The sequence below is a fragment of the Sporosarcina sp. D27 genome (assembly GCF_000586555.1).
GTDB lineage: Bacteria > Bacillota > Bacilli > Bacillales_A > Planococcaceae > Sporosarcina.
The window spans coordinates 21129-43753 of sequence record NZ_AZUC01000015.1 but is presented as its reverse complement, the minus strand read 5'-3'; the positions used below and the strand labels follow the sequence as shown (position 1 = coordinate 43753).

Genomic DNA, 22625 nt, shown 5'->3' with positions numbered 1-22625 from the left:
TCATACTATGCAGGCGGGCTTGTTTTTTTGAAACTTTGTAATGTGCTGAACGTCTAATGAATAATGAATTGAAGGAGGAAGAGGAACGTGAGGTTTATCAAAAAACTCATTGTGACAGTAGTTGTAGTTGCACTACTAGTCGGTGCTGCCTATTATTTCGGAACGAATTGGATAGCTGACAAAGCGATGGATCAAGTGACTACTCAGTTGGAAAGTAGTGGACAACTAGAATCAGTCAAACAAGAAATCAATAGCAATCCAGAAGTACAGGCATATTTACAAGACGCAAAAACTGCGGATCGCAGTAAATTACCTATTCAAACAAAAGAACAGGCCACTCGAGTTGTACTGAAGAAGTTCAGTATTAGCGAGTTGCAAGACATACAGAAAAAAGCACAGTCTGGGATGACTGCACAAGAACAACAGCAATTATTGCAACAAGTTGAAAGCCGTCTCACTGAAGAAGAACTTCTTTCGTTGAAAGTTTTAGCTCTGGATGAACTTTCGAAGTGAAGAGTACTTGGCTTATATAAATCAATCGAAAAAGGGACAGTTCCGCAGCTAATTCAAAGCCGCCATGGACTGTCCCTGTCTTGGTTTTTCTTAAGTGATTGAATTTCGTTCGTTAAGTATTGAATTTGTTTTCTCATTTCCCTTAGCTCATTCAACAGTGCCTCGTTATTTGGCTCCTTGTCTCTTTCATTTTTCTCTTCTTCAATTGCGAGTACAGCGGCATAGGTAGAGATGGTCTCCCCAATAATGGAGATGACACTACCAATCACATCTATTTTGGCGGCTTGCCCGCCGGCTTCAATGCCTATGAAATCCAGACTATCAGGATTTACCACGGCGTACCCTCCTATCCGAAAACTCCCTACTTCAATGTATGCATTGGGCGAGAAGAGGTGAATGGATGGGACGGATAGTAAAACTATTTCACAAAATTGTATTGCAAGAATCTCAGGAACATGGTATTATCATAAATGTGCTAAGTGACAGATCGTTTACCTCAAACGAGTTCTTGTCATTGTAGCCAATTGAAAATTCCCGATTCCTTAGCTCAGCTGGGAGAGCGCTACCTTGACAGGGTAGAGGTCGCTGGTTCGAGCCCAGTAGGAATCATTGGGTGCCAAACCCGCAGGAAGTATCGTCGGAACAACGATACTTCTCCAAGACAGACCTATTAGGCCGGATGCCTAGGGTCTGTTTTTTTTGTCGTTGATTATTAAGTTAGCAAAAGTTTCAAATGATAACTATGGATCAGTTTGTATTTCATTGGAATTCAGTGTACTTATAATCATTAGGTGAATTGATAGGGAAGGTCCTATGACGAGGAATTTCTAATATGTGTTGAACAGGGTCAGTATAACCTGCCATATTGATAAGCCATTGTTACATACAAGTCATTTAATACTTACCGAGTTAAAGGAGTAGACACCTCGTATAGCACTGCAAAAAATTTTAAATTCAATGATATTATTGGTTTAGCAATGTCCTCTTATAGTCGATCTGAGTTATTGGATTCCAGGAATGCTGCTTCATCTTCTCTTCTTTCGTGCAAGCAGTGAATATGCCTGCTAAAACCTAAAACCTAAAACCTCTGTAGTTCCCAACAGCTCTAAAAAACTGAAGTGATTCGTTATAGAATGATACAGTTTTATCAGTTATTGAACCAGCAATAATAATATTTAAATCCCATGCTTTTTCTAAATTGGATTTTGCGAGTTTCATTACATTTTGTATCCATTGACATATTTCATCAAAAAGCTATTTGTAAGAAAAATTTTTAGCGACTACTTTAAGTAATAATAATGTTTTTTAATTGATATTTAATCTCACTTTACGAAAAAGTATTGAAAAATTCAGATATAAATTGATTGAAGTATTCATATGGGTATTATTAATATTAAAGATAGGTTTATATTGCATTCTTAACAAAAAAGCTTCTCATGCGCTTAGTAAAGCATTTGAGAAGCTTTTTTTGTTGGGAATAAAATTAATTGATAGCTGAAATTATCCAACTTGGATAATTTGTAAGGACGCTAACTTATAACTTCCACCTTCTTGTAAGGATGCAAATAATTTTACAACGTCACCTTCTAGTAAAGATAATAATAGGGTCGTTGTAAGAGAGGTGGAAGTAGCCGATTCTGTCATAGATGCATTTACTTTGATTGCGTCGTTAACTTGGATGTGGAATGTAGAAGGAGTGCAACAAATGACTTTTGTCTCAAAAATGACTTTATAGCTGATTTGAAATATACCATCTGTCATGATGCGAAGTCCTTCAGGTAAAAGTTCTATGTCCTGAAGGGGACTAGCAATATTGAAATTAACAATACCTGAAGTAGTCTTTTTGGTTTCGGTATAGGTAAATCCATAAGCAGAACTTAATGTTCCAGGTTTACCCTGTGGTCCCCGCGGTCCTTGTTCTCCTTTAGAGCCTGTATCACCTTTTGGACCTTCATTTCCTTGTTCGCCAGGCGTTCCTTGCGCTCCTGTATAGCCACGTGGTCCTCGTTCTCCTCTTTCTCCTCTTGGTCCTTGCTTCCCAGGGGGACCTGGACATCCGTTTTCCCCTCTTGGCCCCTGATAACCTCGCGGGCCCCTTCCGCTATTTGGTATATTTTTGCATGTGCAAAAAATGGTTTCATTACATTTGGGACAACGGTCCATCCAATTCTCTCCTTTATTTTATAGTTGAAATTTGTGGGGAATTAACATTCAGTTTTTTGTGGTTAACTTCGAACTGTAAGTAAAACATTCATTAATGACTCACCTGAGCTTGATTGAACTGAAATTGCTCTTGTTTCATCTGGTTGAAGTGTAGAATTTTCAACTCTAAATTGCCAATCTCCAAGTGCATCTACGGGTACTTGTGCAAGAAGTGGGCCTGTTAAGTCGTTTCCTAAGAAAATTGATATTGAAGCGTTTGGTCCGACTGTATCTGAAGTGCCAGTAATTCGCCACTCGGCATCTCTTGTACGGAATTCTGCGCGTGTAATGGTTAGATTTTGTGGGATAGATGTTACTTTGACCTCATCGGATGAATTCCCGCCTGGTCCTGTGACGGTTAGACGAAAAGAAACAGTCCCTGCTTGTGTTGGAAATGTAAACGAAGCATTCGATGCATTGGCATTCGTTAATTCAACTAGATTACCAGCGATTTGTTCCCATTGGTAGCTTGTTACAATTCCTGTAGCGCTCCCGGCCAAAGTGACAGTGGCTCCTTGTTGAACTATTTGGTCAGGTCCGGCATTTGCAATTGGCGCATCCGCAGACGAGATCACTGAAACGTTGGCCGTATCAGTTGATGGACCTCCTTCACCGTCAACAGTTAATTCAAAAATGAGTGTATCAATTTCATTAGGTGCGGTAAAAGATGGTGTAGCAGTATCAGGGTTAATTAAAATAACAGCAGAACCAGATAATTGTGACCAGCTAAATGAAGTAATTGACCCTGTAGAGTTGCTTCCATCTAATGTAACAGTTGAGCCTGAAAGTACTGTTGTATCTTCTCCAGCATTTGCAATGACACTGCCAGGACTTGTCGAAGAGCCTGTGACAGATACTGGAATCGTTATTTTTCCTCCTGCGCTTGAATGGATAGTTAGTTGGAGTGGAGGAATTAGTACGCTTGTCGTAAACGTTTCACCGGGTAAGATTTCTAGTTCACCGATGCCGAAGTTTTCGATTGTTAAAGACGGACTTCCTATCGTATCACTCGATGCAGCATCAATTGTCAGTTCTTGCGTATCTGTGTTAAAGGCAGCGGTAGCTGTAATAAAGTCTATCGGTGTGATGTTCTTAAGGCTTGGCGGATTATCACTTAAATTTGTGACCGTAATGATATTAGGAGGTCGAGCGCCTGTAAAAGAAACACGAGCAAAAAATTGATTGTTAAACCTCTGTAACGATGCAGTTTCGATGCCTGCACCTCCAACATTAATATTTTGGGGTTCATCATCAGACACAGCAAATACATCTATCACACCATTATCAATCTCGTTTTGTGTATAAGTTGCCCTTGTGACATCGACACCAGCTATTGTGGAAATTTTCCCTAGAACTGAAAAGTTTTTTGTTTCAATACAATTGTCAGGATTCAAGCCGGGCGTTGTTGAGCGATCTGGTGACCCTATACCAATTCCTGGACCTTCGACTCTGAAAATGTTTTGAAGTTCTCCAAACTGATCTTCAAATAGACTTCCTATTATTTGATGTTCAACAGCCGGATCGCCAATATAACCTGCTGGAGCAGTAGGCGCTATAGTTGGATTCCATTGTAAAAATGGATCCACACGGCTATTTAGTGCAAGGTCAAAATCTCCCCCATTTACACCGCCAATATCTTCAGTAAAGTTTATTTCCCCGACTGTAGGATCATTTCCATCTGGCTCTGCAATAAATGTGTTGATACCATATGGATGCGTAACTGTATAAGTTTCATTTGCTCGCAAGCCAGCCACGCGGATACGAACTCTGCCAAATACAATTTGTTCATTTTCCCGAGGGACTTCATTCACAAAAGCAGCTTCTAACGCTAAAACTAAACGCGCTCTTTCTTGTGTGCCAGTTGTCATTTCAGCTTCTGCTGACATGTAGAAAGCTTCTTCCGGATAATTATCGGGAAACGAAACGGGCTCTGCCGGATTGGGCAAGTCGGCAGGAGTGATGCCAGAGAATGGATCAGCAGGATTGACATTCAGTTGAAGACGTAATCCATTTAAGTCCTTATACCAAACTGGAAAACCATCGAATGCAGAAATGGGTCCAAGTTCCATTAAATTCCTCCTCATTAATAAACGTCATATCAGTGTATGAAACAAAAAAGAAAGAGGTAACCAAAATCGCTTTTATTACCATAGTAACTAGAATTAAAGTTCCAATTGTGGATTTGTTCCATAGTATATACGGAGGTGAAATATGAACCAGACAATCATATTGTTGCTATTGTATATGGATATTTGCATAATACTCGGATTTTATATGCATAGCAGGAAAGTTAAGAAACTAATCGGTTTTCATCTAGGTATGAATATAAGCATGGTAATGGGGGGGATGGCGGCTTTACTTTTTGGAGTTTTACTTATCTTGCAATTTCCATTTCATTTTACATTTATTACACTAATATCAACGGTTATAGGATTACTCGTCGGTGCGGCATTCGGGTTATTGATTGACTATCAAACATTTGTCACAGGTATCACGAATGGAATAATCGTAGGATTAATGGCACCGATGATTGGAACTGTTATTGAAATTCCAATTTTGTTTATAACATTTATTCACGTGCTTTTTGCATGTTGTATATTTGTGATCTTCATTTCAATTAAAAGGTCGTGAAAGAAAAGTGCTGCTTATTACACTGTTGTGCATATGGAATTTTTTTGAAATGAAGTTGAATTATCGACTATTTAAACATAAAAATTTATTATTTGATGATCGGTTTACAAAGACGATGTGCATGGCCATTACATCGATTTCTTCATTTACTTTAGCTCTCTACTTGAAAATATTGCTACCTGGAGATTATCGGATGATGTATTTGCTTCCTGTTGTAATAGGAATTTTGATCGGCTGGAGATTTGGTTCTCTCATAAAAGCACCAGCACTGATAAACGGTATTTATAACGGCGCGATTGGCGGCGTGATGGGCATGATGTTAGGCGCTGTGCTGAAAAATCCAGCTTTATGTAATATTCCGCTTGACACAACTGCATTAATAGCTACCAATATGTACGTTCTGACCATATTCGTCGCTTGTTTACATGCCATAGTTAGTTTCTTAATACGTTACTCCATCAAGGTATAAAATTTTGATGTTTTCCAGAAAGGAGAAGGTGATTGAAGAAAATAATTTATTTATCTGTCTTTTTTATTGGATTTTTTGTTTTGTATTTGCTATGGCCTCGAACGATTGAAATGCCATATATCGGGTCAGTGAAGGAGTGGCAACTAACTGAAGTGAGTGGAAATGAAGCTGCTTTTCAAGACAAACCAAAGCTTGTTACTTTCATTTATACGCAATGTCCTGATGTTTGTCCGACTACAATGTTGGATCTCATTGATTTAAAACAAATCATGGATGAAAGGGGCATATCTCAAGAGAGGTATTACATCATTGCTGTGACCGTAGATCCTGAATATGATACGAATGAGGTCCTTGAACAATACAAAGAAATGTTTGGTATTAATGATAAAAATTGGTTGTTTTTCCGTGGTACTGATGAACAGACCTATCAGTTTTCTCGATATTTCAACTTTTTTTATGAAAAAAATGAAGATGGGTTTCTAACGCATACTACCTCTATGTATATTGTTGATTCAAATAATCAAATACGTGCACATCATGATATGGCCACAGTGGATAAGCAAGTAGCAATTGAAGAAATTGCAGACCATTTACAGCAATTAATTAAATAACATGCCGTTACTTTCTTTAGTCGATAGGATGTGAAAACAATTGCAGGGAGATGATCCTAATAAAGAAAGAGTCTGAAGGTGTAAATGACAAAAAGGAAATAGTAAAACATCAGAATGAAAATCCTTCGTTTTCATCACCAACAAGTGTTGGTTCTGAGGAAGAAACGAGGATTCTGACAGATTATATTGGTCAGAAAAATATGTTTAAAATAGCAGGATTTCATGAACCTCTTCGAAAAACTTTGACGTTGAAGAAATTTTTAAAGAGCAAACGAAATCAACAAGTTGTGATTAACTCTTTCGTAGAAAACGATCAAACTTTTAGAACTGAAGGGAAAGTAGCAGCAATTGGCAGAGACTTTGTAATGCTGACAGATTTACAAAGAAGAATCTGGATTCCATATGTCTTCATCGAAACAGCAAATATTCCCTTTGGTTTTCCCACCTATTCAAATCCTCATCAACATCATATATATGATAATCAGCTGCAGAGAAAACTCATGCTTAAATTTGGTGAAACTGTGATGAAGCGAGAGGCATTAGTGCAACAGTTTTTTGAAGAATCACTTCGAACCAACATGAATTCTTGGGAAGGAACGTGGGTGGAGATCGTTACTGGTCAAGAAAGATTTGTGGGAAGTATTGTTAAAACAACGAAAAACCATTTACTCCTTAAAAGGTTCAGTACATCAATTTCTATACGACTAGAGACTATACAGTATGTATCTACATTACGAGTTTTCCCATTGTTTAAAAAAATAGTGTGTATTACGTTTTATGATCTTTATAAAAAAGTAAAGGGAGGCAGAAAAGATGGATACTAACAAAGAAACTCTGTTTCGGGATTTTAATAGTTTATTAGGCGAGGAAGTGCTGATTATTACGCAAGCTGTACAGCTAAACTTATTAGGTCAAGTATTTCGTCCTATTTTTTGCGGTACCGTTTCAGAAGTACAACAAGGACATCTGACATTATCACCAGTGATCGTCAAAATGGTAAATGCTCCGTTTTACAAATTTCCATTTCCTCTGAGCATCCCCCATGAGCAAATTGTTTCCTATTCGGCAGAAGTACCTTGTGATTTAGTATTTCCATTAACCTAATAAAGGAGTGCGTGAATGGCACAGCAAAACGATTCTCAGACAATTAATGATGTTAGGCAGCAAGCGCTGGTGGAGTATTTCAGCAAAAAAGTTGGGAGAAGGGTGTTTATATTGACGGAGTCCTTTCCTTTTATGTTTATCGGAAAAATTATAAATGTAGTCGATGACTCCATCGAATTGTTTGTCCAAACAACATCTGTTCCTGCATTGGAAGGAAAAACATGGTTCGTGCATACTGATGCCATTGAGGTGTTCTATATAGAAACAGGGGTAGATGCTAAAATTCCCGATTTGAAAGATTAGAAAAAGAGGTGATGCAAATGAAAAGAGTCTATCACGTGGTAGCGATTCCCATTCGAATCGTTTTGAACACGTTCGGTGATCATGACCCAAACGGGATGATGTATGTGTTAAAAGAAAATGAAGAAAAGGTAAAGAAATTGGTGAAAAAGAACCCTTTCACTCCTGTAGATCTCGTACAGCCACTGTTTATTCGAGCAAATGAAGGCGATACTGTGGAAATTATATTTGAAAATAAGCTACCATTTCATACCGGTATCCACTTTCAAGAAGCTGAATATGACGTCTTTCAATATGATGGAGCGAACGTAGGGTATAACGAAGATAGTACCGTAGCACCTAACAATAAGATTTTATATCGGCTGCATGTTTTAAAAGAAGGAAACTATTTTTTTTCGGATTTAGGAAATGTATCAAGTGGAGAAGAAGGTTCCAATTCAAATGGGTTGGTTGGTGGATTATGTGTACAGAGCCGTTTTTCCTGGTGGACCAATCCAGAAACAGGAAAGGTTATAAATAGCGGTCAATATGCTGATATCCATCATCCCATCTTACCTTCTTTTCGTGAATATGTTTGGATGTTCAACGATGAAATGGAAGTGGATGATCTAACAGGAAACCGTCCGATTAATCATTTTTCAAATCAAGAAGAGGAATCCTTTCATGGGGCCAATTACCGGTATGAACCGGAAAATAGACGACAGCAGCTCATCTCTGAAGGGGTGGTCTGTCCGAATTGTGAAGGGGAAGAAGTTCATCATGATTCTTGGGTGTTTGGAGATCCATCGACGCCAATCTTGCGAGGTTATGTCGGAGATCCAGCAAAAATAAGGCTTTTTCATGGTGGCGTAAAAGAAACGCATGTTTTTCATTATCATGTTCATCAATGGTTTAGTGACCCTAGTGATCTTTCTTCTGAGATCTTTGATTCACAGGCAATAAGTCCACAATCCCATTACACGATTCAGCCGCTGTACGGTTTAGGCAGTTTGCAGGGCTCATTTGGTGATGCGGTAATTCATTGTCATCTATATCCTCACTTTGTAGCAGGGATGTGGGGGATGAACCGAATATTTGATACACTTCAAGATGGGAGTCAATGTTATCCGAACGGGGTTCCTATTAAAGCGCTGAAGCCTCTGCCAGACAGGAATCCTCCTCCAAAACCAACAAAATTAAAACCTGGATTTCCGAATTTTATTCCAGGCAAAGTCGGTTTGAAAGCACCGCGCCCACCACTTGGAATTGTTGGAGGAAGAGGGTTAACTGAATTGGAGCGACATGCAGCTATTGAAAATCCTCGACCAGGAGCTGTCTTTACAGATCCATCTCCTGCCAATGCTCCTATTAAAGAATTTAACATCTCATTAATTGAAATCCCTCTTATTTATAATCGAGAAGGCTGGCACGATCCAACTGGCCGCATGTATGTACTGGATGAGAATATAGAAGATGTTTGTTCAGGAAAGAAAGCGCCAGAACCTCTAGTTATCCATGCATCGGCAAATACTTGTTATAAAATTAATTTTACAAACCGATTACCGCATATTCTTGATGGAGATGCATTCCAACTTGTAACGCGGACGTATGAAGTGGGCATGCATATTCATTTTGTGAAATTTGATGTACTTGTAAACGATGGTGCGAATGTAGGCTGGAACTATGATTCTTCTGTTTTACCAGGAGAAACGATTCAATATTCTTATTACTCAGATGTAGAATTAAAAGCATGGTTTTTCCACGATCATTTATTCCCCGGCACACATCAGCAGCATGGAGTTTTCGGATCAGGAGTCGTCCATCCGCGTTTTTCTAATTACCTAGACTCAGCAACAGGGGAGGAAGTAGACTATGGATCACAAATTACAGTCAGTAATCCACTAATTCCAGACTATCGTGACTTTGCATTATTTGTTCAAGATTTCACTCATTTGTTCGACAAAAATGGAAAGCCGTTAGCTCCGCCGCCTTTTCCGGGGTCACCGGATGATCCGGGATTATTTGGGGTGAATTATAAAAACGAACCCTTGCAATTCCGTTTAGACAAAGAGTGTGATCCTGCATATAGTTTTAGCTCTTTTGTAAAGGGTGATCCTGTTACCCCTATATTTAAGGCGTACGAAGGAGATTCCATCCGAATTCGACTTCTGCAAGGCGCACAGGAAGAGTCACATAGCTTTAATGTGCACGGTTTGAAGTGGTTAAAGGAACGCGGGGATCTAAATTCCAAATTAGACAACCAACAGCATATTGGCATCTCGGAATCCTTTACGATGGAGATGCACGTTCCGCGATCAGGCGATTATTTGTGGACATTTGAAACTGAAGAAGATTTATGGAACGGATTATGGGGGTTAATACGAGCATATGATGAAAAAGTGCCAGAACTTATTAAATTACCAGATCGCGCTGATCCCTTAAAACAATCTAAGCCATTGCCAGAATGTAAGGGGACGAAGCCGCCGCCAGCAGAAGACCCTACTGTAATTGAGGTAAAAGGGCCACATAGGTGTTATGACGTGGTCGCTTTTCAGACATCGATTGTTTACAATTCTTTCGGTGATCATGACCCTCATGCGGTTATATTTGCACTTCGCGAAGATATGCAGGCAATCAAAGATGGAAGAAAAAAACCAGAGCCGCTCATCCTTCGAGCTAATGTAGGAGATACCGTAGATGTAACGCTAACCAGCTTTTTAAAACAGGAACTATTTCCGTTCCAAGACGGTATCTACCCGTACCCCATTGTTAAAGAACAAGCTTTTTACCCACCCTCACTTCGAATTTCTTTACACCCACAATTGATTGATTATGACGTGAAAACATCTGCTGGTGAAACGGTCGGGTTCAATGGCGATCAAACCGTCGGACCAGGTGAATCCAGAACGTATCGCTGGTTTGTAGATTCCCAAGTAGGCGCATGTGGCCTATGGGATATGGCGGATATCCGCAACCATAAATCTCAAGGCGCATTTGGAGCTTTTATCGCAGAAGCAAGGGGGACAGAATACTTGGACCCGTATACGCTGAAACCAGTCATAACGGGGGCGAACGTAATATTGCGTAATCCGTTGTTGCCAGATATAAGAGAATTCGTTTTGATCATGCATGATGGTGTGCGGCTGTTGGACAAAAATAACCAAGTCATTTTCGATCCGGTAGATGGTATCTTGTTAGCTCCGCCAGAAGTCGACGAAGATTTACTTGATACGTATGATCAAGGATCACGCGGTTTTAACTACCGAAGCGAACGATTAATCAACCGCTATGAGGAACATCCTGTGCTCCATGATTTGTTCAGCTCTAAAGCGTTCGGTGATCCGTCCACCCCGTTATTTGAAAGCTATGTAGGGGATCCTGTAACCATACGGTTAGTAACACCAGCGGAAAGACGCAGATCCCATACGTTTCATTTGCATGGTCACCGATGGAAGTTTGATACGAAAGATATTTTTTCACGAACGGAGTCATTCGTTGGTTTTAACGTGGCGGGGGCTGCGAGCAATTTGCAATTGTTAGGCGGAGCAGGAGCTTATAGTGGATTTGCTGGAGACTTTATGTATCGCTCTGGAAATATTAGATGGGATATCGAGCAAGGAATGTGGGGGATCATGAGGGTATTTGACGAATTGAAAAAACATCTTCCTAAGTTGGACAATTAGGTGCAAAAAAAAGAGATGATTTTTTCTCTTAAAGAAAGGTGGTGTATAAATGGAAAATAGTGAAGACCTCCCCGATAATGACCAAAGCATTGATTTTTTTGTTCCAAAGAGTTGTTGCCCTGAAAGAGTAAAGACACCCCAATTCCCTTCACCTGAAAGCTGTCTTCCGCCTGATATGATGGAGAAAGTAGAAGAGAAAATAGTAGAAGCAAATCTATTATTGTTAGATCTCGCTCTTGAAGATGATCGATCCGTGCAAGAAACTTATCAAAAAGTCTTTGACGGATTAATCGGTTTGGATGTGGAACTAACGAATCCCGAAGGCGAAATCATGGTTGGAAGAGTAGTAATCTCTGCATTCGACTTTGTTCTTTTACGTCATGACAAACATAACATGGTTGTGCCACATAACCAAATTAACTTGGTCAAACCTTCTGGGCGTTATGCAGAGCCATTTCCTGATGCGGATTTAGTAGATATCGACCCTTATTTACGGCGAGAGTTGACTTTTCAATTTGGTAAAGTCGTTGCCTCCTCACCAGAGCTTATTCAGTTGTTCTTTAGAATTCCATTAGCAGTCTATCTTCTACTTTTTGAGGGGGAACTAGTTAAAATCGTCATTGAGGAAACATTGATTGAAGGAATTCTTATGGATGTGAATAAGGAATCAATTGTTTTGAAATCAGAAGAAGAGAAAAAAGTTATCCCTATTGAAAAAATTGGAAGAATCATCATGGACACATAAAAAACCAGTGCCTAAAGGGACTGGTTTTTATAATTGATTAATTGCATGGATTTTTTGTAGGACAGGGACTAATGACTGTCATATGTGAAATCTTATCAAAAGAAAAAATCAATGTTGTACCAATTGGATGTTCTCTACAGTCATGATAACCTTCGTTTGTAGATTCCTCTTTACTTTCCTTTTTTGATTCTCTGTCCAAATTATTATTTTCTTCACAATCTATTGGCAACTTATCTATGACAAATAGCTCAACAAAGTTAGATCCTACAAAAACGATAGTTCCTATTACATTTTTGTCATTCTCTAAAGTAAACTCCACTTCACAGCAAATCATTTGGCGTAATCGGAAGCTAAGTCCGTCTTGCAAGCCACCCAATCGAATTCTAAAACAAGGATTACATAAGTCCTTGCGACAACCAAAATGATGAGATGAACAGCAACATTCATGTTTATAGTGGTTGTGGTTGCAACAACTATAATCATAATGATGACAGCAATCATCATGATGGATCTTTTCATAACATGTGCAAGTGGGATATAAATGCTTTGTCATAAATTTTTCCACCTCCTCTTTCTCTTATTATATGAAGGTTGTAATAAGAGAAGATGAAGGGGGAACCTATAAAATGAGCGAAAGTTGAAATCTAATGAAACGATTAAGGAGTATAAGCGCGAATAGGTACATAAAAAAGACTGTCAAAACGTCATTTTTTACGACACTTGTGACAGTCCCAAATTCAATTTTTTAAAGTAGTGAGATGTTCATCAAATGCATCGATAATTTCCAGGAAGTGATCTGCTTCACGGTACACATGATCTGCAAGAAGTGCAGGCATGGTACTTTTAATTTTACAAGCTTCGATTAAATCTCTAGCAGTTTTCTTGAAATCACGGAGCGATACTACAGAAACGCGGTTTTGGTCGAGTAACTGATCTAATAAAGGCGTGGTTTCGGATTGAGGACGCATATGATCCAAATCTTGTGCTTGGAAAAGAAGCTGATCAAAATCATTACTGAACTCTCTAGCTTGATCAACAAGTTTTCTTTCAGAGGGATCTAATAGGTGACCGATAAATTTTGAATGATCTGCCATGATTTTCAAGAAAAATACATTTTCTTTAATAATAGCTTCTGGTAATGGTTTTAATTTGCCTTCATTTAATTCTTTTAAACGCTTGGCGAAGTAAGCAGCTTCTCGACTTGTATGGTCAACGAGCAATGGCATATTATTAGATACGATTTTACAACTTAAAATTAATCCCAGTACTTTTCTTTTGTATGCCCAAATGGATACTGCAGCCTGGAAGACTTGAATATTAAAGCGCTTAATGACTTCTGGATCTGTCCTTTCATTATACTCATTCAATTGTTCTTCGATTTTTTCAAACACATCGATGAACTGTCTTGCTTCTTGAATGAGTTCGGTTTGATCGGCTGTAAATCCCAAACTTAAAAAGAAAGCATGTTCTTTCATAATTCTCGCCCAAAAACGTATTTCATTTAATGACTGTGTTACGAATGTAGTTGTCATACACCTGCTCCTTTTCAGTTGTTTGTTCAGAGCATTCTATGAGAGATGTATAGTATTAATGATTGCGAGTTGACAAGTTTCACGCCTACCTAAAATTTTGGTGCGGTCTTTCAAAGGAGTTGATGAACGATTTCAATTCCACCTTTTGGCATGAAGTAATTCTCATTCTTAATAGTGAATTTGTAAAGTGTACTCTTCCGTTAACTCAAGAAAAAATCCCAACTCCATTCTTGCCATGCTCTGAATATCTTCTTTCACTTCCCAAACAGTTTTCCACTGCATTTGCATATAAGATTAGCGGTTTAATATAAGTACAAATTTTGAAGCAGCAGCTCGCTATTATCCACTAGTATTTTAAACAATTGTTCTTCGATTTTCTCCGTTAGTTAATGGTCTATTTGTACAACTGAAGAGAAACCAGTAGATATTAAAGAGTGTCTTTTTTGGATCATTCTTCTCGCATTCTAGTGAAGTAGCAATATTTTAAATACCTACTTACTGTCTACCAATGCGATAGATAATAAGAGGGATGCTATATATGTTCAAATTATGACAGCTAATTTTAAACTTCTTCTATATATGACAACTGTCACTATTGCACTAATAATATGTGGTGTAAGTTATCGGTAGTAGTTAGCTAATTCCGATATGAAATTTACAGTTAGAGGAGAAGTTTTTAATGAAGAAAATAGCTTGGATTACGGATACAGCTGCGCAATTAGAGGAATCTTTCATCCAAAAACATCATGTACATATCCTGCCCCTTGGTGTTGTTTTTTCCGATGGGGCATATAAGGAATCCATCGATCTGACACAGAAAGAGTTTTACGATAAATTACACGTATCGAAAGATTCACCTAAAACCTCGCAGCCCGCAATCGGAGAGATGGTTTCTTTATACGAAAAACTGCAGGTAGAAGGATACGATTTTGCCATTGCTTTACACTTATCGAGTGGACTTTCAGGTACATTTGAAAGCGCACAGGCGGCTTGTGAAATGACAGATTTCAAAGTGTATCCTATTGATTCGAAAATCGGTTCTTTTCCTATGGTAAAAATGATTGAAATCGGCGATGAACTGTTTGCGAACGGTAAAGATGTGGAAGAAGTTGTTGCAACCATTAACGAAATAACATCCAAATCGAAGTTGTCCTTTATACCCGCCAGTCTAAACCAATTACAGAAAAGTGGACGTGTTTCTGGAACTCAGAACTTCTTAAGTAATTTGCTGGACATTAAAGTAATCATTAGTTTTGAGAATGGTAAACCGCTCATGAAAGAAAAAGTCCGTTCAAATAAGCGAGCAAAAATAAACGTGACTTCTTTACTTCGTACGGACATGGATAATGGTACTGTACCAGAAGTTGCTGTTATTAATTGCAATAATGCCCCTGACGCGGAAATTTGGAAGAACGAGTTATTGCAAGAGTTCCCAACTTTAAAAGTACAAGTTGTTCCACTTAGTATTTGCGTGGGCGTACATGCGGGTGAAGGAACTACAGGATTAAGTTGGATTACGTACTAATATTTTTATTAGTTTCAGTTAGCTGAGAAGTTGTATTACGTTAACCGGTTTTCTTGAGGGATACGGACGTCAAAAATGTGAAAAGGGGTACGAATCCGTATTGGATTCGACCCCTTATTATTTGTTCTATACCTTGGTTTGATGACTTAACCTTTTTGTGATTAATCGGCTTGTTGCGCTTTTGTTGAAAAGTTGAGGATGAAAAATACTTCTGCAACCAGTAACAAGATCATTGAAATAGGAGCGACAGAAGGTATTGTAAAGAATAGGACACCTGTTACGATTAGCAATACTACCAGCATGCTAGGGGTTTTCTCGAGAATGGTTATGTTAGAATAAGAGGTGAAATCATCGGTGTTGTTGCGAACAGCAAGAATGAGTTGGTGGATAATATAAAATATCAATATCATGCCAGCCACCGCTAATGACGTAAGACTCAAAGCAACCACAGTATCGACTCCTGTGGAAAGCGGAATGGTTGTAATCGAATGTCCAAATCCATTTAAAACTGAGAATCCAATGCTATGCAAAATCATGAACAAAACAACGGGTTGAATGCGTCGAATGGAGTCTGAGCTATTACTTATACTCCTTAATCCGATATAAATTAAAATATACCCGATGCTATTTGTAACGTAATAGAGGACTCCAGTTTCTAGGAATTGCAAATTGAATTTAGCAAATACAAACAATACCCCTAGTATAAATAGACTCATTCGTTTCCTCCGATAGTTGAAAATTATAGTCATGTATCCAACCTTGATTTTATAATATTCTTTTAATTATAACAAGTAATTATCAAGGTAATCGTTTATTATCTTGCAAGGAGGTTATTCTTTTGAACATTGAATTGAAACTATCATTCCCATATGATTTCGATCGTGCGCTTGAGAGATTATCCGGGACACCTGTGAATTTTGTGGATCTTCAGCAACGCTTCGTGCGTGTTCCGATGGAAGAAGGAAATCTGGTCAAGGTTCAAGCGACAGGGACTACAGAAGATCCAGCTTTTCTCATTGATGGCTTGGAAGACGAGGAGCAACTTGCTCACATCAAATGGCTTTTCCATTTTGAAGAATCTCTTGATGGGATTGCTGCTCATTTTGCTAAAACAGACCTAGCTCCTATCTTTCAAGAACATATCGGCACACCGCTCGTCAGAAGCTTTTCGCTTTATGGTGAGCTTATGAAGAGTATTATCCATCAACAATTAAATCTGGCATTTGCTAACACGTTGCTTATGCGTTTTGTGGAAAAATACGGTTCCCAGCAAGATGGGGTCTGGCGGTATCCGAAACCCGAACGAATTGCTGCTGTCTCAGTTGACGAACTGAGGGAAATGCAATTCAGTACTAGGAAAGCAGAGTATGTTATCGGTCTCTCGTCAGCGATAGCTACAGGAGCATTAGACCTTGAAGCGATGCGCATGAAAAACGACGAAGAAGTGGCTGAGGAACTCATTGCCTACAGAGGTGTCGGACCATGGACCGCGCAAGGTTTTCTGATGTTTGGTCTCGGAAGACCGAACCTGTTTCCAGTTGCAGATATCGGACTTCAAAATGCACTCAAATCATTGTGGAAATTAGATCGCAAACCAACGCAAGACGAAATACGTGATCGTTTTTCTGACTGGTCTCCTTATTTAAGTTACGCGGCGCTGTACCTTTGGAGAAGTATTGAAGTAAGACCTATATAGTAGGAGAAAAAAGAGAGATGATTGAACTCAATCGTCTCTCTTTTTGCGTTGAATTCAAAGAGGTCAGTGACTAGCTACTTCGAACAAGTTAATCTAAAATATTGAAAATTCAAATATACTATTGCATACTTCTTATTCATTCCTGTATAGTTGATTCATAACTTGATAATATCTGAAAATTCTATTCAAAATGAAAGGAGAAGGTATGGCACAATTTCATTTAACCCCGAACTCAATTCAAGAAGTTCTGGAAACTCATGATGAGGATGTTATTGTTACAAATCACGAGGGAATTATCATGAAAGCTACACGGATTAGCGGTCACAGATATGGATTAGAAGCGGAAGATTTAATAGGAAAGTCAGTATATGAATTAGAAAAGGAAGGAATATTTACTCCTGCAGTTACACCATTAGTTTTAAAACAGAAGAAGAAAATCGTTACGATTCAGAAAACAGCATCGGGTTCAAAAATTTTGATCACAGGAATGCCGTTTTTTAATTACAACGGGGATGTCGATTATGTCATTAGCTATTCCTATGATGTGTCTGAGTTACTCGTAATCCAGGATTATATGAAAGAAATTGAATATGAAATGGCGAAAGTGCAAGAAGAAGTACAGCATTTGCGTAGACAAATGTTTACTGCATCTGAATATATAATGCGAAGTAAGTGTACGCAGGAAGCCTTTTCAACCGCACGGCGTGTTGCTTCACTTGATGTACCTGTTGTCCTATATGGAGAACTAGGAACAGGAAAGACAACGATTGCGAAAGAAATGCATAAAGAGAGTATGCGAAGTAATGGACCATTCATTGAATTCGATTGTGCAACCATTCCTGAATCCATATTCTTAAAAGAACTTGTAGGTGAACAATCAAGTGACACTATAACAGTGCCTGGACTTTTAAGCATCGCGGAGGGAGGTACCTTCTTTCTGAAAAATGTCGATAGAATGTCGCTTCATTTGCAAGCAAAAGTTGCAAAAATTTTCAAAGAGGAACGTTTTCAACCTCTGGGGTGTGAATTCTCTATCCCATTACATGTAAGAATAATATGTTCCTCGGAGACGGATTTACAGCGAGCAGTTAGTGAAAAAAAATTTTTGGGAGAGTTATATTACTTACTCAATATCGTTCCTATTACCTTAAAACCCTTGCGAGATCGTATTGAAGATGTAAGCGCTCTTATTTCCCATTTTCTTCAAACCTTCTCGGCAAAATATAAGACGGAAAAAATGATGACTGACCTCGTCTTTACTCAACTCTTGCAACTTGAGTGGAGAGGCAATATTCAAGAACTTCGTCATGTTATTGAACGATTAGTTGTTCATAGTGTTGGCGAGGTGATCGATACTCATGATTTACCGCATGAATATAGATTGCCTGAAGATGACTTTTCAGACTTCACTTTGGTCGGTGAAACACTGCCGGTCATTCTTGAACAAGTAGAAATGCAAATACTTAATAGGGCGAAAAAACGTTACAAAACAACGACTGAAATGGCAAGGATTCTAGGAATAAGTCAGCCCTCTGTAGTTCGAAAGCTGAAGAAATATACACAGACAGAAGAAAATATATAGAAATAAATTGAATAAAAATTCATTTTGATCTATATTTATTCGATAAGGTGTTAGAACAAATAGTATTAGGGAGGTCATTTTATGCAAAAACAAACTAACGAAGAGCAAGACTGGGTTCAAATGGTTGACTCAATTGGTAACTTTTTAGCACCTAGTATGGCAAAAGATCATCCGAACTTGCCAGTGAAAAGTGCAGAAGGGTGCTATTACTACGGTGTGGATGGTAGAGAGTATTTAGATTTCACTTCCGGGATTGCGGTTGAAAACGTTGGCCATCGGCATCCGAAAGTTGTGCAAGCCATTAAAGATAGTGCGGATCATTTAGTTCACGGACCGTCTGGCGTCATTATATATGAATCGATTTTAAAGTTGGCTGCGGAGCTGCAAAAGGTATTGCCCCCAAACCTTGATAATTTCTTTTTTGCGAACAGTGGAACAGAAGCGATTGAAGGAGCACTCAAGCTTGCGAAATATGTTACGAAGCGACCATATGTTGTTTCCTTTACAGGGTGTTTTCATGGACGTTCGATTGGAGCACTCAGTGTAACAACCTCGAAAAGTAAATATCGAAAACACCTTCAACCTTCATGGCTTGCCTACCAGTTGCCCTATGCACTTCCAGAATATCTACCTGAAGGAGAGGATCCAGATGTGTATTTCGCTGGAAAACTAGAGCGGGATACGAAGGAACTGTTTAGTCATCAAGTTGACCCGGAGGAAGTTGCATGCATGATCATCGAACCGATTCTCGGTGAAGGTGGTTATATCATCCCTCCAGCATCGTGGCTGAAAAAAATTAGGGAAATCTGTGACCGTCACGGGATTTTACTAATCTTTGATGAAGTTCAAACCGGATTCGGGCGTACCGGAAATTGGTTTGCGGCTCAAACATTCGACGTAATACCGGATATAATGGCGGTGGCGAAAGGGATTGGTGCAGGGTTACCACTCAGTGCAACGATTGCTTCAAAAGAATTGATGGATCAATGGCCACTAGGAGCACATGGTACCACGTTTGGTGGAAATCCAATTGCATGTTCTGCAGCACTAGCTTCATTAGAAATCATTAAAGAAGAGAAATTACTGGAGAACGCACAAGAAATGGGTGCCTATGCAATGGCAAAGCTACTCGAGATGAAGGAAGAATCCCCTATCGTTCGGGATGTACGGGGAGTCGGACTAATGATTGGCATCGAATTAGGTGATCCGAAAACAGGAATTGCCTCTGGGGAAGTAGTAATGGAAGTTCTCGACAAGTGTTTGGCTGACGGTGTTTTGTTCTATCTTTGCGGGAACTCGGGTGAAGTAATTCGAATGATCCCACCACTTACTATCACAAAGGATCAAATTGATAAAGGTATTGATGTGTTGAAGACAGCCATTCAATCAGTTTCAAACTAAAAGGGGGAAAAGCCATGTCTGTTGCGTTCAAAGGGGAGAACACAAGTTCAAAGAGTACCGTTTGGAAGTTTCTGATTCCATCACTTATTGGTATATTACTATTTCTAGTACCGATCAAAGTGAATGGGGAAGTTACAATCGGGGTTGGGGTCCTCGCATCGTTGCTTCTGAAAGGTGCTGGGGATTATATTCCCCACTTCATATTGATATTGTTAGCTTTCACAGTTGCATTCACACTTTTAACTGTCGCATTTAAGCCGTCAGTGATTGTCAATCGACCATTTTTAAAAAACGTATTCCTAGTCGGTTGGTTCGGTATTACAACACGCGTATTCGGTCTGGCAGTTGGAGTTATGGCTTTCTTCGAGATTGGACCAGAGTTCATTGCTTCTCGTAACACGGGTGGGGTCGTGTTATATGACTTAGCTCCAGTTTTATTGACATGGTTCTTGTTTGCGGGGATTTTACTTCCACTCTTAGTTGAATTTGGTCTAATGGAGTTTGTCGGAGCTTTGTTGAAGAAAATTATGCGTCCGTTATTTACTCTACCTGGCCGTTCCTCAATAGATACCATGGCATCATGGATGGGTGCGGGGACTGTTGGTGTGTTAGTTACGATGAAGCAATATGATGAAGGCTATTATACAAAGCGTGAAGCAGCAGTTATTGCCACTACGTTTTCTATTGCTTCGGTTGCGTTTTCTCTAGTTGTAGCAAAAGTTGCGAAGATCGATCATTTGTTTATTCCATTTTATATTACCGTTTCCATAGCAAGTGTGGTCGCTGCTATCATTATGCCTCGGATTCCACCACTTTCAAGAAAAGCAGATACGTATTATGAACCGGTTGGACAAAGAATCGATGAGTCTCAGCCTGAAGGTGTTTCTAATATCCAATGGGGATGGAGACAGGCATTGGATAAGGCAAGTACTGCAAAAAGTCCAATGGGATTAGCGAAGGATGGTATCCAGACAGTATTAGATATCTGGTTAGGCTTAATTCCACTTGTAATGAGTCTTGGTGCACTTGCACTAATTGTTGCTGAATTCACACCAGTTTTTAGCATCATTTCGTATCCTCTTGTCCCGATATTGGAACTTATGCAATTACCGCAAGCAGCTGAAGCAGCACCAACGATGTTAGTTGGGTTTGCAGACATGTTTTTACCAGCAGTAATCGGAGGATCGATTGACGCAGAAATTACACGATTCGTTGTAGCAGCACTTTCGTTAACACAATTAGTCTACATGTCTGAAATCGGAATTCTTATTTTACGTTCAAATATTCCAGTATCAATAGTTGATCTGTTTATTATCTTTATAGAGCGCACGATTATTACGTTGCCGATTATTGTGCTGATTGCACACCTATTCGTTTTTAACTAATAAAATGAGCTTTATCGGCCCAGTTGGAAGTTGAGCTGAGTGCGATAAAGCTTTTTAATTTTCATTCAAAAAGAGGAGTGAGGAAATGATCACAGCAGCAGAAATACAACCTGTGTTTGAAAACGTGTTAGAACGAAAAGCATACGAAAAAACTCGCAGAGAAGCATTCGACTACATTGCTCGAGGTGCGGGCAGTGAAGCTACAATGAAAGAGAACCTTCAAGTCTTTTCAAATTGGAAAATCAGGCCGCGCGTTTTGCGAAATGTTACCAAAGTAGATCTGTCGTGTACTGTTTTCAATGAAAAGCTGTCTTCGCCGATTCTATTCGCGCCTATTGGAGTACAACGTATTGCTCACCCGGAAGGAGAATTAGCCTCAGCAAGAGCAGCTAAAGCAGTAAATATCCCATTTGTCGTCAGCAGTGCATCATCTTTTTCGATGGAAGAGATTGCGAATGAGTTAGGGGATGGTTCACGTTGGTTTCAGCTCTATTGTTCGCTTGAGGATTCGGTAACAAGGAGCCTCGTGCAGCGAGCTGAAGCGAATGGATATTCTGCAATTGTCGTCACTGTAGACACCCCGGTATTGGGCATTCGTGAAACGGATGCTCACAATCAATATTCCCCATTAGAAGAAGGAGACGGGTGTGGGAATTATCTAACTGACCCCGCATTTTGTGCATTACTAGATCGTTCACCTGATGAAGATATGGAAGCGGCTTTACAAAAACAAATTGACATCATCGACCAGCCAGGACTCGATTGGAATGAGCTCAAGAAAGTTCGGGAGATGACGAATTTACCGATTTTGGTGAAAGGGATTTTACATCCTGAAGATGCAAAGTTAGCCCTTGAGCACAATATAGATGGTATTATCGTCTCTAATCATGGCGGAAGACAGTTAGACCACTGCATTGCTTCATTAGATGCCTTACCCGATATAAAACAAATCGTACAAGACCGTATTCCAATTTTACTAGATAGTGGAATCCGAACAGGGGGCGATGTATTCAAAGCACTCGCACTAGGTGCAGACGCAGTTTTATTAGGTCGTCCACTCATCTATGGACTAGCTATTAGTGGAGAAGAAGGAGTAAAACAAGTAGTCCAGAAAATTCTCCACGAACTTGAAATCTCCATGGCGTTAGCAGGAGTCCGAACAATTTTAGAAATCGATTCTGATTTTCTCTTTAAGGGTTAGATGAGAAGTCTTTTATACGATCAAAGATTAGCGAAGTCGCTAAATAATAGAAGCTCCGTTGATTGA

Annotated in this window: 21 protein-coding genes and 1 tRNA gene; 16 read left to right on the top strand and 6 right to left on the bottom strand. The window is 39.3% G+C overall.

Features of this window, described 5'->3' with window-relative positions:
- Nucleotides 1-87 precede the first annotated feature (87 nt).
- A complete protein-coding gene (locus N693_RS0104590; protein ID WP_025783616.1) occupies nucleotides 88-513 on the top strand; it encodes a hypothetical protein in 426 nt (141 codons plus the stop codon).
- 53 nt (nucleotides 514-566) lie between these two features.
- Here the strand turns inward: N693_RS0104590 and N693_RS0104585 are convergent, their stop codons facing one another.
- Entirely contained in the window at nucleotides 567-848 is a 282-nt protein-coding gene (locus N693_RS0104585) for a hypothetical protein (RefSeq protein WP_025783615.1), read from the bottom strand.
- Between the two features lie 201 nt (nucleotides 849-1049).
- On the opposite strand from N693_RS0104585, the gene N693_RS0104580 reads away from it, so the two are divergent.
- Nucleotides 1050-1122: transfer RNA gene (locus N693_RS0104580), tRNA-Val, on the top strand.
- A gap of 891 nt (nucleotides 1123-2013) precedes the next feature.
- Here the strand turns inward: N693_RS0104580 and N693_RS0104575 are convergent.
- The gene (locus tag N693_RS0104575) at nucleotides 2014-2676 is read right to left on the bottom strand and encodes a collagen-like protein (RefSeq protein ID WP_025783614.1); all 663 of its coding nucleotides are present in this window, start codon (nucleotides 2674-2676) and stop codon (nucleotides 2014-2016) included.
- Between the two features lie 62 nt (nucleotides 2677-2738).
- A complete protein-coding gene (locus N693_RS0104570) occupies nucleotides 2739-4784 on the bottom strand; it encodes a hypothetical protein (protein WP_025783613.1) in 2046 nt (681 codons plus the stop codon).
- A gap of 142 nt (nucleotides 4785-4926) precedes the next feature.
- Between N693_RS0104570 and N693_RS0104565 the strand changes: the two genes are divergently transcribed.
- From N693_RS0104565 to N693_RS0104530, 8 genes are read left to right on the top strand one after another with little or no spacing between them, the layout of a single operon-like run.
- Entirely contained in the window at nucleotides 4927-5346 is a 420-nt protein-coding gene (locus N693_RS0104565) for a hypothetical protein (RefSeq protein ID WP_025783612.1), read from the top strand.
- Between the two features lie 49 nt (nucleotides 5347-5395).
- Nucleotides 5396-5815 carry a hypothetical protein gene (locus N693_RS0104560; protein WP_025783611.1) on the top strand — a complete coding sequence of 140 codons (420 nt, stop codon included), beginning with the start codon at nucleotides 5396-5398 and terminating at the stop codon, nucleotides 5813-5815.
- A 32-nt stretch (nucleotides 5816-5847) separates the two neighbouring features.
- The gene (locus tag N693_RS0104555; RefSeq protein ID WP_025783610.1) at nucleotides 5848-6426 is read left to right on the top strand and encodes an SCO family protein; all 579 of its coding nucleotides are present in this window, start codon (nucleotides 5848-5850) and stop codon (nucleotides 6424-6426) included.
- Between the two features lie 50 nt (nucleotides 6427-6476).
- Nucleotides 6477-7250: a hypothetical protein gene (locus tag N693_RS0104550; protein ID WP_025783609.1), complete on the top strand. Its 774-nt coding sequence runs from the start codon at nucleotides 6477-6479 to the stop codon at nucleotides 7248-7250.
- Nucleotides 7240-7530 carry a hypothetical protein gene (locus N693_RS0104545; RefSeq protein WP_025783608.1) on the top strand — a complete coding sequence of 97 codons (291 nt, stop codon included), beginning with the start codon at nucleotides 7240-7242 and terminating at the stop codon, nucleotides 7528-7530. Before N693_RS0104550 ends, N693_RS0104545 begins: the two co-directional genes overlap by 11 nt.
- A 15-nt stretch (nucleotides 7531-7545) precedes the next feature.
- Entirely contained in the window at nucleotides 7546-7833 is a 288-nt protein-coding gene (locus N693_RS0104540) for a hypothetical protein (protein WP_025783607.1), read from the top strand.
- Between the two features lie 17 nt (nucleotides 7834-7850).
- Complete coding sequence (locus N693_RS0104535; protein ID WP_025783606.1) at nucleotides 7851-11492, top strand: multicopper oxidase domain-containing protein; 3642 nt, start codon at nucleotides 7851-7853, stop codon at nucleotides 11490-11492.
- A gap of 49 nt (nucleotides 11493-11541) precedes the next feature.
- Nucleotides 11542-12237: a hypothetical protein gene (locus N693_RS0104530; protein WP_025783605.1), complete on the top strand. Its 696-nt coding sequence runs from the start codon at nucleotides 11542-11544 to the stop codon at nucleotides 12235-12237.
- 37 nt (nucleotides 12238-12274) lie between these two features.
- On the opposite strand, the gene N693_RS20145 is transcribed toward N693_RS0104530, so the two are convergent.
- Together N693_RS20145 and N693_RS0104515 are read right to left on the bottom strand one after the other, a co-directional pair.
- Nucleotides 12275-12790: a hypothetical protein gene (locus tag N693_RS20145; protein WP_156028867.1), complete on the bottom strand. Its 516-nt coding sequence runs from the start codon at nucleotides 12788-12790 to the stop codon at nucleotides 12275-12277.
- Nucleotides 12791-12974: 184 nt separating this feature from the next.
- Nucleotides 12975-13769, bottom strand: a complete 795-nt coding sequence (locus N693_RS0104515; protein ID WP_025783603.1) for a DUF2935 domain-containing protein — start codon at nucleotides 13767-13769, stop codon at nucleotides 12975-12977.
- A 679-nt stretch (nucleotides 13770-14448) separates the two neighbouring features.
- Here N693_RS0104515 and N693_RS0104510 point away from each other — a divergent pair.
- On the top strand, nucleotides 14449-15294 hold the full coding sequence (locus N693_RS0104510; protein WP_025783602.1) for a DegV family protein: 846 nt from the start codon (nucleotides 14449-14451) through the stop codon (nucleotides 15292-15294).
- 161 nt (nucleotides 15295-15455) lie between these two features.
- Here the strand turns inward: N693_RS0104510 and N693_RS0104505 are convergent, their stop codons facing one another.
- Nucleotides 15456-16010, bottom strand: a complete 555-nt coding sequence (locus N693_RS0104505; RefSeq protein ID WP_025783601.1) for a hypothetical protein — start codon at nucleotides 16008-16010, stop codon at nucleotides 15456-15458.
- 116 nt (nucleotides 16011-16126) lie between these two features.
- On the opposite strand from N693_RS0104505, the gene N693_RS0104500 reads away from it, so the two are divergent.
- The 5 genes from N693_RS0104500 (at nucleotide 16127) to N693_RS0104480 (ending at nucleotide 22559) form a co-directional block, all read left to right on the top strand.
- Nucleotides 16127-16990, top strand: coding sequence for a DNA-3-methyladenine glycosylase (locus N693_RS0104500; RefSeq protein WP_371257546.1), 864 nt, complete (start codon nucleotides 16127-16129; stop codon nucleotides 16988-16990).
- A 205-nt stretch (nucleotides 16991-17195) separates the two neighbouring features.
- A complete protein-coding gene (locus N693_RS0104495; RefSeq protein ID WP_025783599.1) occupies nucleotides 17196-18572 on the top strand; it encodes a sigma 54-interacting transcriptional regulator in 1377 nt (458 codons plus the stop codon).
- 81 nt (nucleotides 18573-18653) lie between these two features.
- Nucleotides 18654-19973 (top strand): aspartate aminotransferase family protein, encoded by a 1320-nt coding sequence (locus N693_RS0104490; protein ID WP_025783598.1) that lies wholly within the window; start codon nucleotides 18654-18656, stop codon nucleotides 19971-19973.
- Between the two features lie 14 nt (nucleotides 19974-19987).
- Nucleotides 19988-21358 carry a YjiH family protein gene (locus N693_RS0104485; protein WP_025783597.1) on the top strand — a complete coding sequence of 457 codons (1371 nt, stop codon included), beginning with the start codon at nucleotides 19988-19990 and terminating at the stop codon, nucleotides 21356-21358.
- Between the two features lie 85 nt (nucleotides 21359-21443).
- On the top strand, nucleotides 21444-22559 hold the full coding sequence (locus N693_RS0104480) for an alpha-hydroxy-acid oxidizing protein (protein ID WP_025783596.1): 1116 nt from the start codon (nucleotides 21444-21446) through the stop codon (nucleotides 22557-22559).
- The last annotated feature ends 66 nt before the right edge of the window (nucleotides 22560-22625 follow it).

Bases quoted from the DNA above. Each gene is read 5' to 3' on its own strand.
- N693_RS0104575 (WP_025783614.1), bottom strand. From the start codon at position 2,676: ATGGACCGTTGTCCCAAATGTAATGAAACCATTTTTTGCACATGCAAA.
- N693_RS0104570 (WP_025783613.1), bottom strand. From the start codon at position 4,784: ATGGAACTTGGACCCATTTCTGCATTCGATGGTTTTCCAGTTTGGTAT.
- N693_RS0104565 (WP_025783612.1), top strand. From the start codon at position 4,927: ATGAACCAGACAATCATATTGTTGCTATTGTATATGGATATTTGCATA.
- N693_RS0104560 (WP_025783611.1), top strand. From the start codon at position 5,396: ATGAAGTTGAATTATCGACTATTTAAACATAAAAATTTATTATTTGAT.
- N693_RS0104550 (WP_025783609.1), top strand. From the start codon at position 6,477: ATGATCCTAATAAAGAAAGAGTCTGAAGGTGTAAATGACAAAAAGGAA.
- N693_RS0104545 (WP_025783608.1), top strand. From the start codon at position 7,240: ATGGATACTAACAAAGAAACTCTGTTTCGGGATTTTAATAGTTTATTA.
- N693_RS0104540 (WP_025783607.1), top strand. From the start codon at position 7,546: ATGGCACAGCAAAACGATTCTCAGACAATTAATGATGTTAGGCAGCAA.
- N693_RS0104535 (WP_025783606.1), top strand. From the start codon at position 7,851: ATGAAAAGAGTCTATCACGTGGTAGCGATTCCCATTCGAATCGTTTTG.
- N693_RS0104530 (WP_025783605.1), top strand. From the start codon at position 11,542: ATGGAAAATAGTGAAGACCTCCCCGATAATGACCAAAGCATTGATTTT.
- N693_RS20145 (WP_156028867.1), bottom strand. From the start codon at position 12,790: ATGACAAAGCATTTATATCCCACTTGCACATGTTATGAAAAGATCCAT.
- N693_RS0104515 (WP_025783603.1), bottom strand. From the start codon at position 13,769: ATGACAACTACATTCGTAACACAGTCATTAAATGAAATACGTTTTTGG.
- N693_RS0104510 (WP_025783602.1), top strand. From the start codon at position 14,449: ATGAAGAAAATAGCTTGGATTACGGATACAGCTGCGCAATTAGAGGAA.
- N693_RS0104505 (WP_025783601.1), bottom strand. From the start codon at position 16,010: ATGAGTCTATTTATACTAGGGGTATTGTTTGTATTTGCTAAATTCAAT.
- N693_RS0104495 (WP_025783599.1), top strand. From the start codon at position 17,196: ATGGCACAATTTCATTTAACCCCGAACTCAATTCAAGAAGTTCTGGAA.
- N693_RS0104490 (WP_025783598.1), top strand. From the start codon at position 18,654: ATGCAAAAACAAACTAACGAAGAGCAAGACTGGGTTCAAATGGTTGAC.
- N693_RS0104485 (WP_025783597.1), top strand. From the start codon at position 19,988: ATGTCTGTTGCGTTCAAAGGGGAGAACACAAGTTCAAAGAGTACCGTT.
- N693_RS0104480 (WP_025783596.1), top strand. From the start codon at position 21,444: ATGATCACAGCAGCAGAAATACAACCTGTGTTTGAAAACGTGTTAGAA.